The 12,459-nt window shown below is 35.2% G+C and carries 11 protein-coding genes; 5 read left to right on the forward strand and 6 right to left on the reverse strand.

The genetic code is table 11. From position 1 onward, the window contains the following. The first annotated feature begins 239 nt into the window (after positions 1-239). The 5 genes from RCH13_RS00155 (at position 240) to RCH13_RS00175 (ending at position 7,237) form a co-directional block, all read left to right on the forward strand. Positions 240-2,048, forward strand: a complete 1,809-nt coding sequence (locus tag RCH13_RS00155; RefSeq protein ID WP_326985184.1) for a TonB-dependent receptor plug domain-containing protein — start codon at positions 240-242, stop codon at positions 2,046-2,048. Positions 2,049-2,117: 69 nt separating this feature from the next. After that, a complete protein-coding gene (locus tag RCH13_RS00160; RefSeq protein WP_326985185.1) occupies positions 2,118-2,834 on the forward strand; it encodes a DUF2490 domain-containing protein in 717 nt (238 codons plus the stop codon). 145 nt (positions 2,835-2,979) lie between these two features. Then, positions 2,980-4,110 carry a DNA polymerase III subunit beta gene (dnaN, locus tag RCH13_RS00165; RefSeq protein WP_326985186.1) on the forward strand — a complete coding sequence of 377 codons (1,131 nt, stop codon included), beginning with the start codon at positions 2,980-2,982 and terminating at the stop codon, positions 4,108-4,110. Between the two features lie 222 nt (positions 4,111-4,332). Next, a complete protein-coding gene (gene pheT, locus RCH13_RS00170; RefSeq protein WP_326985187.1) occupies positions 4,333-6,732 on the forward strand; it encodes a phenylalanine--tRNA ligase subunit beta in 2,400 nt (799 codons plus the stop codon). Between the two features lie 106 nt (positions 6,733-6,838). After that, positions 6,839-7,237 carry an META domain-containing protein gene (locus tag RCH13_RS00175; protein WP_326985188.1) on the forward strand — a complete coding sequence of 133 codons (399 nt, stop codon included), beginning with the start codon at positions 6,839-6,841 and terminating at the stop codon, positions 7,235-7,237. Positions 7,238-7,292: 55 nt separating this feature from the next. Here the strand turns inward: RCH13_RS00175 and RCH13_RS00180 are convergent, their stop codons facing one another. The 6 genes from RCH13_RS00180 to RCH13_RS00205 all read right to left on the reverse strand — a co-directional run bounded on the left by RCH13_RS00180 (position 7,293) and on the right by RCH13_RS00205 (position 12,454). Continuing rightward, entirely contained in the window at positions 7,293-7,535 is a 243-nt protein-coding gene (locus RCH13_RS00180) for a hypothetical protein (protein ID WP_326985189.1), read from the reverse strand. A 34-nt stretch (positions 7,536-7,569) separates the two neighbouring features. Then, positions 7,570-8,889, reverse strand: coding sequence for a hypothetical protein (locus RCH13_RS00185; RefSeq protein WP_326985190.1), 1,320 nt, complete (start codon positions 8,887-8,889; stop codon positions 7,570-7,572). 97 nt (positions 8,890-8,986) lie between these two features. Then, on the reverse strand, positions 8,987-9,877 hold the full coding sequence (locus tag RCH13_RS00190; protein WP_326985191.1) for a 3-hydroxybutyryl-CoA dehydrogenase: 891 nt from the start codon (positions 9,875-9,877) through the stop codon (positions 8,987-8,989). Positions 9,878-9,903: 26 nt separating this feature from the next. Further along, positions 9,904-10,725: a M23 family metallopeptidase gene (locus RCH13_RS00195; RefSeq protein ID WP_326985192.1), complete on the reverse strand. Its 822-nt coding sequence runs from the start codon at positions 10,723-10,725 to the stop codon at positions 9,904-9,906. Between the two features lie 4 nt (positions 10,726-10,729). Next, positions 10,730-11,620, reverse strand: a complete 891-nt coding sequence (gene bla / locus RCH13_RS00200) for a class A beta-lactamase, subclass A2 (protein WP_326985193.1) — start codon at positions 11,618-11,620, stop codon at positions 10,730-10,732. Positions 11,621-11,629: 9 nt separating this feature from the next. Beyond that, positions 11,630-12,454 (reverse strand): M23 family metallopeptidase, encoded by an 825-nt coding sequence (locus RCH13_RS00205; RefSeq protein ID WP_326985194.1) that lies wholly within the window; start codon positions 12,452-12,454, stop codon positions 11,630-11,632. Between the last annotated feature and the right edge of the window lie 5 nt (positions 12,455-12,459).

The following is a 12,459-nucleotide window of genomic DNA, read 5'->3' on the forward strand; positions in this document are numbered from 1 at the left end:
TTGAATATTTGCTAAACAAATAAGTAATACGATATGAGAAAGTTATTCAACGATCTGATTACGCATTTGATGAGAAAAAGATAGTGTCCGAATTAAAAGTGCAATATTAAATTTGCACTTTTTTTGTGCCCAATATTTTTTTAAAAATCCTTTTGTTATTCTGCATTTCTAGAATATATTTGCCGCTTCATTTTTTGTAATCAAGTGATTCAACCTAATAAAAAATCAAAATAAATTTAATGAAGAAAGGAATTACTAGCATTTTTATTTTAGCAACTATGCAAAATTTAAGTGCTCAGGAAAAAGAAAGCCCTATTTCTGAAGTTCTCGTGCAAGGAAAATTTTTAGAACTCCCCTTAAAAAAAGTCAACGAAAATATTACAGTAATTTCCAAAGAAGAGATTCAAAATTCACCCGCAAAAAGTGTGGATGAACTTTTAGCACAATTTACGGGATTTGATGTTAGAAGAAGGGGTGGAAATGGAGTGCAGTCCGATATTTCTATGCGGGGAAGTACTTTTGAACAAGTATTAATTTTGGTGAACGGAATTAGAATGAATGATTCCCAAACAGGACATAATTCCATGAGTCTTCCTTTTGATTTGGCTTCTGTAGAAAAAATTGAAGTGGTGAAAGGTCCTGCTGCAAGACGTTTTGGCCAAAATGCCTACGCGGGAGCGGTTAATATTATTACAAAACCTTCTGCAGAAGACAATGTGATTATTTCTGGAAGTGGCGGAGATTTTGGAACCTACTCTTTAGGAGCAGCGACCAGTTTTGGTGGTGAAAAATTTAGAAATTTTGTTCAAGCCAGTACGTCAAGTTCTGAAGGATACCGCTACAATACCGATTATAAAATCAGCAATATTTTTTACCAAAGTCAGTATCTTATTGAAAATGGAAAAATTAATTTCCAGGCTGGAATTCAAGAGAAAAAGTTTGGGGCCAATGGATTTTATTCTTCGCCAAACGCGAAAGATCAGTATGAAGAAACGCAAGCTTCTGTGGTCAGTTTAGGGATTAATAAAAAATTTTCTAACCTGAATATCAACTCTAATATTTATTGGCGAAGAGGACAGGACGAATATTTATTTGTGCGAAATAAACCTGAAATTTACCGCAATATGCACATCGGCAATAATGTGGGAGCAGAAATTAATGGAAGTTATTTATCATCATTTGGAACTACGGGACTTGGAGTTGAATTAAGAAAAGAATTTTTGGCAAGTAACAACTTAGGTCATCGGGAACGATTTGTCACGCAGCTGTTTTTGGAGCATAATTTCTCATTTTTTCAGAATAAATTGAATATTTCTCCCGGAATTTCTTGGGCGAACTACGATCAGGAAGGAGATTTTTTCTATCCCGGATTGGATGTAGGTTTTGACTTTAGTGACCATCATAAGGTTTACGGAAACATTACAAAAGTAAACAGAATCCCAACTTTTACCGATTTGTATTATGTGAGCAAGACCGAAGCTGGAAATCCCACTCTCTTGCCAGAAAATGCAGTATCTGCCGAATTGGGTTACCGCTTTCAAAGAAATAATTTCCTCGGAAAAATAAGTGGGTTTTTACGCAATTCCGATAATTCCATCGACTGGACCAAAGAAAATTTAAATGATATTTGGCGCGCGGAAAATATTGGAGAAATTATAACCAAAGGAATTGAAATTGAACTTGGGCAAAATTTTAGTTCATTCCTGAAATCCTACTCCGTTGGTTATACGTACATTGACAGCAAATCATCGCAACCTGATAATGCGATTTCTCGTTACGTTTTAGAAAATTTAAAACATCAGTTTGTAGCAAAAGTGGAGCATAAATTCCTGAAGAATTTTACAAATCAGTTGATTTACAGATACAATGAAAGAGTAAATACGGGCAGTTACCAAATTCTGGATGAGAAAATCGCTTATGATTTTAAAAATTTAAATCTGTACGTTTTGGTGAATAATATTACCAATTCTGACTATACTGAAACATTCGGAGTTCCGATGCCTAAACGTTGGTTCCATGTTGGCTTCACCTACTCAATTGGATTATGATCCTATTGAGTAGAGTGCTTTTTAACATTTAGATTTTTCCAATGTTAACAAATTCCGTATTTTCGCAACATGAAAATAAATTTTTTTTCACTGTTTATCAGTCTTTTTTCTATCAATATTTCTGCACAGCAGGAACATATTTCCAGCTTTAATTCTGTGAATGTAACCTATAAGTTTCATCCGAAATTTTTCCTTTTCGCTGAAGGGCAACTTCGGGGAATTGAAGACTATTCCTATCCAGATTATTATGAAATTAAGGGTGGAATCGGCTATAACCTGACTAAAAATCATAAGCCATTTATTGGGATTGGTCGGTACGGAAATTATAAAAATCAACGGATGGACAAAGAAGAATTCCGGATTTGGCTTCAAGATGTGGTGGATTTGAGAGCGGGAAAATTTAAATTAGAAAATAGAGTCCGTGCAGAGAAAAGTTGGTTCTACGAACCGCAAAAGGATCTACATTCAGATCGTATTCGCCTGAGATACCGAATGAATATTTCAGTACCTCTGAACGCAGAATCTGTAAAACCGGGAACTATTTCTGCCAATGTTTACGATGAAGTTTTCTTCATCACCACAGAAAAACCCACGTTTGCACGGAATCGCGTTTATGGCGGATTCAATTATCAAGTTGATGAGATTTTTGGAATGTCTACTGGCTATTTGTGGCAAAGAGAATTTGGAAAAACGGGTAACAAAAACCTCCATTTTTTGTATCTCTCTTTGAGCATAAACATCGATAATAATGAGGAAAAAAATTATCCTAATCACGGCGCTGATTAATGTTGATAACTTTTAAGATCTTTCCCTTTTAATTTTAAGGATTGTTTCCTTTTTTTGCTTCATTTTCATATATTTGTGAAAATTATTTTTTAAATGGAAATGCGTGCGTTTTCATTTGATGAATACCCAAAATAAATAAAAACGAATGAAATTTATTGTTGCAAGTGGTGAATTACAGAAAGCATTGAACACAGTGAGTGGTGTGATTTCCAGTTCCCAATCCAGACCAATTCTTGAAAATTATCTTTTTGAACTCGAAGAAAATAATCTGAAAATAACTGCTTCTGATGGCGAAACTACTTTGGTTACGACCCTAGAAGTAAAATCTGATGACACGGGAAAATTCGCAGTTCCAGCTAAAATCTTTCAAGACTTTGTAAAAACTTACAACGAACAGCCTTTGACTTTATCTGTAAAAGATGCAGCAGATGGAAACGGAAGTTTATTGGAAATTTTAGATGAGAAGGATAACTTCGCGGTCGCTTTAGATAATGCAGATGATTACCCGGAACTTCCAGAATTTGATGCTTCCCAAAGTGTTAAAATTGCTGCCGGCATTTTATCAGAAGCGCTTGCCAATACTTTATTCGCAACCAGTAATGATTCTCTTAGACCAGTAATGACGGGCGTTTTATTCCAGTTTAAAGAGGATGAAACCAATTTTGTTTCTACTGATTCTCACCGTTTGGTGGTGTACAAAAGAACAGATTTAATTAATGCTGATCCTATCGAATTCATTATGCCGAAGAAACCTTTGGCGATTTTCAAAAATATTTTAGCGAATTCTAACGATGATGTTACCATTGAGTTCAATGAAAATATGGCCAAATTTACTTTTGGAAATAACATCTGGATTTGCCGTTTAATTGATGGAAAATATCCAAATTATACTGCAGTTATTCCAAAGGAAAATCCAAACGTCTTGACCATTAACAGAAATTTATTGTTGAGTTCCATCCGAAGAGCTTCCATCATGTCTAACAAATCCACGAATCAAGTGAGATTTAAACTGTCGGGGAATATTCTTCACCTTCATGCAGAAGATACGGAATACGCGAACAAAGCAGACATGCAGATTCCATGCGATTACAATGGAGAAGATATTAATATCGGTTTTAGCTCCAAATTTTTAACGGAAATGCTATCCGTTTTAAGTTCAGATGACATTACCATGAAAATGTCTCAGCCGAACAGACCTGGAATCATTGAGCCAGTAGATGGTTTAGATGCAGAAGAAAATATCTTGATGCTTTCTATGCCCGTAATTGGAATGTAATTTTTAAAAGATTTAGAAAATACTAACGATCTAAAGTCCGAATTATTTCGGACTTTTTTCTTTTTCAAAATTTAGTGGAATACGGGAAAAAGTCATGTATAGGCAAAACCGTTTCTCTAAAATTACATTGCGGTTTTCCTCAAAAAACACGATATTTGCCACTTTCAGATTTTGACCTGATTAATGGCAAAATCCAACATCCAACACAAGAAGTAAACAGACATGAAAATCTCCAATAACTGGCTTAAAGAATATATCAAAACAGATCTGAAGACCGATAAAATCGGGGAATATTTGACGGACATTGGTCTTGAAGTTGAAGGCATTGAAAAATTTGAATCCGTACAAGGTAGTTTAGAAGGTATTGTAGTTGGTAAAATATTGACCTGCGAACAGCATCCAAATGCCGATAAACTAAAGAAAACCACCGTTGATGTTGGAAACGGAACAGTTTTAAATATCGTGTGTGGCGCACCGAATGTTGCCGCCGGACAGACCGTTCCAGTTGCAGTTGTGGGAACTATGATTCACAAAGGTGCAGATTCTTTTGCCATCAAAGAAGCGAAAATCCGGGGCGAAGTTTCCCAAGGAATGATCTGTGCAGAAGATGAAATAGGACTCAGTAATGATCATGGTGGAATTATGATTTTAGAGGATGAAAAATATGAAGTCGGGAAAAATTTCGCAGATTATTTTGATTTGGCTACAGATGAAGTTTTGGAAATTGGGTTAACGCCCAACCGAACAGACGCCATGTCTCATTATGGTGTTGCACGTGATTTAAACGCGTTTTTGGTATCAAACCAATTGAAATCTGAGTTTGAGAAAATTGTTTCGAAACCTTTAAACATAGAAGGAACATCAGATTATCAAATTGAAGTAGAAGATGCAGAACTTTGTCCAAGATATATTGGCGCCATTATAGAAAACGTAAAGGTTGAAGAATCTCCGGCTTGGTTAAAAGACCGTTTGAAAGCCATTGGTTTAGGACCAATTAACAATATTGTAGATATTACCAATTATATTTTACACAGTTTTGGTCAGCCGCTTCATGCTTTTGATGCCGATAAAATTGCAGGTAAAAAAGTAAAGATTGGTGTGAGTGCTGTGGGAACGAAGTTTACAACTTTAGATGGTGTGGAAAGAACTTTAAATGGTTCCGAAATAATGATTAAAGATGGTGAAGATACACCGATGTGCATCGCGGGAGTTTTTGGGGGCGCAACTTCAGGAGTTTCTGAAGGTTCTACGCAAATATTTTTAGAAAGCGCTTATTTCAATCCAGTTGCCGTAAGAAAAGGTGCGAAATTCCATAATTTAAATACAGACGCTTCTTTCCGTTTCGAACGTGGCGTAGATCCCAATAATACGAGAACCGCGTTGACGCATGCTATCGCCATGATTGAAGAAATTGCCGGTGGAAAATTAGTCAGTGATTTTTTGGAAAACTATCCCAAAAAATTAGAAGATCATTATGTTATTTTGCGATTCTCCAAAGTAGAGCAGATTTTAGGAACAAAGATTCACCGGGAAAAGGTGAAGGAAATTTTGAAATCTTTAGAAATTGTTGTTCTGAATGAGATTCAAAATGGTTTAGAATTATCCGTACCAGCTTACAGAGCTGATGTTACACGTGAAATTGATGTAATTGAAGAGATTCTAAGGATTTACGGATACAATAAAATTGACTCACCACAGAAAATTTCTTTCACGCCCGTAAAATTAAGTTTTGAGGATCAGGACGCTTTAGAAAATTCCTGGGCGAGAACGTTGCAAAGTCAAGGTTTTAACGAGGTCATGAACAATTCTTTAACTTCTGTAAAAGATGAAACAGATGCAGTTCGACTTTTGAATCCTTTGAGTGGTGACTTAGCATTTATGAGAAAGTCTTTGTTAGAAGGCCTTTTGGTTAATGCAGATTATAATATCAAAAGAAAAAACGCAGATATTAAATTCTTCGAGCTTGGTAAAATTTATCATAAGAAAGCCAAATACGAAGAAAGAAAACAAGTCGCAATTTTAATTTCAGGCAGAAATGCTTCTGAAAACTGGTTGCAACCAAAATCTGCGACGGACTTCTATTACCTGAAATCTTACGTGAAAATACTTTTGGACAAGCTGAACATCACCATCGAAGAGAAATTTTTAGATGACAATCGCTTTTCTGATGGATTAGAAATGGTTTCGCAGGGAAAAACGATTGCACGTTTAGGAAAAGTTTCGGCAGAAATGCTAAAAAATGCAGATTTGGATCAAGAGTGTTTCTATGCAGAAATTGAGCTGGAAATTGCGCAGGAATTGAAAGCCCTGGAGAATTTGAAGTTTGTAGATATTCCTAAATTCAATAAAACAAGACGTGATTTAGCACTTTTGGTAGATAAAAATGTGAATTATGCAGACTTATACAAAACGGCAAAAAATAATCCCTCAAAATATTTAAAGAACATTAATCTCTTTGATGTTTATGAAGGGAAGAACTTGCCGGAAGGAAAAAAATCTTACGCTTTGAGTTTTGAATTGTTAAATGAAGAAAAAACATTGGAGGAAAAAGATATATCGGAGGTAATGAACTCTTTGATTAAAACTTTTCAAAAAGAATACGGCGCGGAATTGAGATCCTAAAAAATACATTTTTAGCACAGAAAGCATTTCTTCGGAGATGCTTTTTTCATGGTTTTTTTGAAACTAAAGATGGATAAATTTCCGTAAATTTGGTAAAATAAAAAATATGAAAAATTTATTTCTATCTGTAGGGGCGGTTTTATCGGTAGTTTCTTGTGCCACCATGAACAGTTCTAAAGTGGGAACAGCACAACCCAATATTATCAATACCAGTTGGACTTTGGCAGACGATGTGAAAGGCGCAAAACCTACTTTGGTTTTAGAATCTGGTAAAGTGACAGGAAATGGTGGATGCAATAATTATTTCGGGAAACTGAGACTAGATCCTACCGCTGGAAATTTCAGTACGAGTGATTTAGGAGCTACCAAGAAAATGTGCGATAATATGGAAGTAGAATCTAATTTTATGAAAATGCTGAGTGAAGCTGACAAATACGTGTCAGAAGGAAATACGCTCCAGCTTTACAAAGGGAATTTGTTGCTTATAAAATTAAATAAGCTTTAAAATAGTTGAAATAAGACCAAAAAAAAAGGAACTCAAATTTGAGTTCCTTTTTTATTTATTCTTCGTCTTCTTCTTCGTCATATTTTGCAAGTTCCTCGTCACACCATTTGAAGGCGGCTTCTACAACTTTAGTGGCTTCATCTGCCATTGTTTCTTCATCATCGCCCTCTAAATCATCAAACCATTCTACTTCTTCTTCCTCCACATTTAGAACAAATCTTGGATATTCTGTGTGAACAACGAACAAATCTTCAGGGAAATCTGAATTGTCGGCTAATAAAAACTTTGGTAATTTCATAATAATTAATTTAACTGGTCAAAAATAGGAAAAATTATTGAAATTGATTCGTGTCAATCTTTATTTTTTGTAAAACTTTATACTGCGTTAAGACATTTTTTTTCAGCGTATCACTTGGTTTGAAAGTAATTCCCACGTTTGGATTTACCGTGCTTATTAATTCTGCAAGCTGATATTTATCAAGTTCTTTTTCATTCTTCAGGAAAAATTTAATGGGACCTTTCTCTAGGTTTTCCGACTTTAGAAACTTTGTGATTTCTTTCCGGTTTTCTAAATAATTGCCCTTTGATAAATAGGTAAAAAGCAATCCCGTCATCAGACTTAAAATGGTGATTACATAAGTAAGCCGACCAAAAATAGAATACAACTTTCTAAAATAAACCAACCAAACAGGAAAAGAAAAAGGCGCCATTAATCGATAATCAATGGGATTCACCGAATAAAAATATTGAATAAAATAGGAACATCCAACGCCGATGATTCCCATAAAAACGTAGAAAAATTCAGTTTCCGAAAGTTTATTTTTCAAGAAAACAAAAATCATGAGCATTATATTGAGCAACCCAATTCCATAAATTCCGACGTTAATAATTCCGCCTGCAGGATTTGCAATGTGAATGAAAGGATTGAAAACAGTGGTTAAACCCTGAAAAAGTTCTACTAATAATTTCGAGGTTGAATGTAAACCGATTTCCAGAAAAGTGTCCAAGTATTCTTCATTAAAGTAATCAATGAACAAAAACTTGTATAGAACTACGAATATCATTCCTGTAATTCCGGCTGCAATAAAGGTTTTTCCGTAATGTTTTCGAAATTTTAAAACTCCAAAAAGAAAAACGCCACCCATCATAAATAGGGCGGGATAGCGAATATTGTAGAGCAAAATCAAAATTAACGTAAGATATAAATAAGCTTTAATACCCTTAATTTTATCGATGATAATTTGGCGCGCCACAAACATGAAGAGAAGAACGAAAGGTAAAATCAGCCCTTCACTCATTGTATAAGAGAAGATAGACACGAAACTGAATAGTCCTACTGTGAGAATGGTTTCTTTCCAGAAGAATTTTTTCACCCACGCAAAATAAAGAATGACTGCAACTGCAACTAAGCCCACGATTTTGCTGGCCCAAAATTCATCGAACCCAAAGAGTGTAAAGAATTTTAAACTGAGTGGGTAACCGAGTGGAGTTGTGGTGTTATCAATAACAGGAAAAACATCTGCAGTCCGCATAAACCGAATAGAATCCGGATTGGTTCTGCCTTTTTCATTGAGGAGAAAACGAAGAATGACCATCACAAAAGTTGCGATGATCAATCCTATTTGAATCCATTTTTCCTGTCTTCTTTTCACTAAGAAAATTACTAAAATTTATAAACCGAAATTTCTAACATCTAACATCTAACATCTAACATCTAACATCTAACGTCTAACGTCTAACGTCTAACATCTACTTCAAAAACATTTTAGAAACTTTCTCTGCTTTTCTGGATTCAGCATAATCATAAAAACCTTCTCCAGATTTGCTACCCAGTTTTCCAGCCATTACCATATTCACTAACAATGGATTTGGTGCATATTTCGGATTTTTAAAGCCATCATGCATCACATTTAATATTGCTAAACAAACATCTAAACCAATAAAATCCGCCAATTGCAAAGGTCCCATCGGATGCGCCATTCCTAATTTCATTACAGTGTCAATTTCTTCTACGCCCGCAACACCATTGTACAAAGTTTCGATCGCTTCATTAATCATCGGCATCAGAATTCTGTTCGCCACAAAACCTGGATAGTCATTTACTTCAACTGGAACTTTTCCCAAAGTTTGACTCATCTGAAAAATCTGATCAAAAGTTTCCTTCGATGTAGAATAACCTTTGATAATTTCTACCAGCTTCATAATGGGAACTGGATTCATAAAATGCATTCCAATTACTTTTCCCGGACGATTCGTAACCGAGGCGATTTTTGTAATAGAAATGGAAGAAGTATTGGTCGCAAGGATGCAATTTTCGGGAGCCAATTCATCCATTTGCTTGAAGATTTTCAATTTCAAATCTAAATTTTCGGTCGCTGCTTCCACGATTAAATCTGCTTCTTTTGCAGCATCTTCTAATTTTGTGAAGGTGGTAATGTTGTTAAGAGTGGTCGATTTTTGGTCTTCAGTTAAATTTCCTTTAGAAATAATTCGGTCCAAATTTGCCGTAATTGTTTTTACTCCTTTTTCCAAAGCTTCAGCTGAAACATCTACCAAGCTCACTTTAAATCCGGTTTGTGCAAAGGTGTGTGCAATCCCATTTCCCATGGTTCCCGCTCCGATTACTACTATGTTTTTCATATTTTTCTATTGTAATTTTTTAATTTTTAAAGACTTCTGGAGTACGTTTTTTTCTCCTCTAAATAAATAGGTTTTGCTTGCCCGCTTACTTTGAATTTTGTTTTGATGTAATTTCTGCCGCCATCAATTTTGGGTGTGTAAACGGAAAAATGAAGATGTGGACCCATTGACCAACCTGTATTTCCGCTGTAGCCAATCAATTGACCTTCATGAACTTGACTGCCATTTTTAACCACGGAACCGTTTTGCTTGAGGTGAACATATTCTGCCAAACTTCCATCATCGTGCAAAATAGTAATTTTATTATTGAATTTCGCACACTCTTTTGTGAGACATCGCTTGGAATTGCTTGTGAAGTTTTGCACCACTTTACCTGCTCTTGCGGCGTGAACTGCTTCACCAATTTGCAGGCTAAAATCTAAAGCTTTCGCCGCTTCATGAGAAAATCTGCCCCCATAACCTTGGTAAATAGAATGTTTTTTTTGGGGAGAAAATGGCAAAGTGTAACTGATATTTTTCTCTTTGAAATCTACATTTACATCTCCTAAAACGTAGTAAACGGTATAATTGAAGTGTGTTTTTTTTTGTGGATCAAGAGTTTTTAATTCCGTCAAAAGAAATCTTTTTGCCAAGGCAGGTATCACAGTAACACTCTTCGTAGGTAAACTTGAACCCATGTTTTCTGCTGTATAACTGTATTCCAAAGAAATTGGAGCATGTTCCGCATTGTCAACATAGAGAATATAAGTTTTTTCTGCCGTCTCCCGATAAATTTTTAAATTGATGGAGTCTTGCGAATACAGGCAGGTGGAAAATGTAAGTAATATAAAGACAACTCCTTTCAGCATGCTCTTACTTTTTATTATTAAAATTGAAAACTAATCTAGAAATGTCCGCAATCATCTTGGTATTGGTTTTTTCTGTTTCCATGGAATTAGAAACGAAAACGCTGATCGCGTATTTTTTTCCATTTGGTAAAGTGACGATTCCGATGTCATTTTCTGCGATGGTTAATCCTTTTTCATTTTTCCCAGATGAGCCCGTTTTGTGTGCAACCGGAATTCCTTTCGGAAGTTGGGCTACTAATTTTGTTGCTCCTGTAGTCGTTCCAAGAAGGGTATTCATCAAAAAATCAGTTGAACCTTTTGAGATTAATTTCTTGTCGTGGAATTTTTTCAAAAGAAAATTTGCAGAATTGGTAGTGGTCCAGTTTCCATAATGAAATTCATAACCTTCGTGCATTTTTTCTTCGTTGTAGATGATATTGACGTCCTCAATTCCATTTTCGTTCATGAATTTTTGAACGATTGAAGGTCCGCCCAATAAGCGTAACAAAATATCACAGCCGTTATTATCACTTTGCGCAACGGCATATTTCAAGAGTTCCGATAAAGGTATTTCGATATTTCCTTCCGGATATTTTTCTCGAATTGGGCTCCACGTGTTTTCTAAAAGGTCAGATTTTTTGATCAATATTTTTTGATCCAAACTGAATTTTCCTTGATCAACTTCATTTAGAACTTTTAAGGCGATGTGAAATTTAAAAACACTCAACATTGGAAGCTTTTTATTTCCGTTAATGTTGAAGGACTTTCCACTCTCAAAATCTAAAACAGAAACCGCTACGGTCGCATTTTTATCTTTGATTATGTTTTTAACATCCTTCTTCAAGCCATAAAAATTTTGACCAAAAGTAAAGACGGACAGCAAAATTATAACAAATGCAAGTAAATTTTTTCTCATGTTAGAAGCTTAGTAATTCTTAGTATAACTTTTCTTTTCCTGCAAGATTTCTCCTTCAGAACTTGAGGTTTTAAATTTCGTTTGAATATAGTCTCGTTTTGCATTTAGCCGATTAAAAAAAACTGCGAAATGCAAATGTGGCCCCGTTGACCACCCCGTATTTCCGCTATATCCGAGAAATTGCCCTTTAATAATATCGTCGCCAATGTTTACTTCAACTCCGTTTTGTTTCAGATGTAAATATTCGGCGAAGGTTCCATCAGTATGGAGAATAATGATTTTATTATTGAATTTTGCACAACCTTCAGTGCTGCAGTTGGAGTTGTGTTTTTCTTCCGTTTGTACCACTTTTCCTTCTCGAGCAGCATAAATTTTATCACCAATTTTCAAGTTAAAATCTAGAGAAAGTTGACCGCGGTGAGATAATTTCCCACCGTATCCTTGAAAAACCAAGTGGGTCTTTCCTTTTTCGAAGGGCAAATCATAAACGTATGTGTCATCATGATTTTGAGCCAGAACATTCCCGAAATTATAAGTATTGGTGTAAGAAAATGAATTAGAAAGGGTAGGTGATACCGCGGAAAGTTTTGCAACTAAAAATCCTTTTTGCTTTGGTGGAATCACAACAATACTATCACTTTCCAAAGTGCTCTGCATGTTTTTCAGAATAAATTTAAATTTCGCAGACATAGGCATTTCCTCTTCATTATCTGCATAAATTAAGTATTCGCGACCGACCAATTCATTGTAAAACCGAATGTTCCATTTGCTTTGAGAAAATGTAAGGATACCAACTAAAATAAATAGGAGTGAAAAAAATCTTCTCGTCGTCATGAATT

It is taken from the genome of Chryseobacterium sp. MP_3.2, from assembly GCF_035984805.1.
In the GTDB taxonomy this organism is placed as follows: Bacteria; Bacteroidota; Bacteroidia; order Flavobacteriales; family Weeksellaceae; genus Kaistella.

Coding starts and splice junctions, on each gene's coding strand:
- RCH13_RS00155 (WP_326985184.1), top strand. CDS start 240: ATGAAGAAAGGAATTACTAGCATTTTTATTTTAGCAACTATGCAAAAT.
- RCH13_RS00160 (WP_326985185.1), top strand. CDS start 2,118: ATGAAAATAAATTTTTTTTCACTGTTTATCAGTCTTTTTTCTATCAAT.
- dnaN (WP_326985186.1), top strand. CDS start 2,980: ATGAAATTTATTGTTGCAAGTGGTGAATTACAGAAAGCATTGAACACA.
- pheT (WP_326985187.1), top strand. CDS start 4,333: ATGAAAATCTCCAATAACTGGCTTAAAGAATATATCAAAACAGATCTG.
- RCH13_RS00175 (WP_326985188.1), top strand. CDS start 6,839: ATGAAAAATTTATTTCTATCTGTAGGGGCGGTTTTATCGGTAGTTTCT.
- RCH13_RS00180 (WP_326985189.1), bottom strand. CDS start 7,535: ATGAAATTACCAAAGTTTTTATTAGCCGACAATTCAGATTTCCCTGAA.
- RCH13_RS00190 (WP_326985191.1), bottom strand. CDS start 9,877: ATGAAAAACATAGTAGTAATCGGAGCGGGAACCATGGGAAATGGGATT.
- RCH13_RS00195 (WP_326985192.1), bottom strand. CDS start 10,725: ATGCTGAAAGGAGTTGTCTTTATATTACTTACATTTTCCACCTGCCTG.
- bla (WP_326985193.1), bottom strand. CDS start 11,620: ATGAGAAAAAATTTACTTGCATTTGTTATAATTTTGCTGTCCGTCTTT.
- RCH13_RS00205 (WP_326985194.1), bottom strand. CDS start 12,454: ATGACGACGAGAAGATTTTTTTCACTCCTATTTATTTTAGTTGGTATC.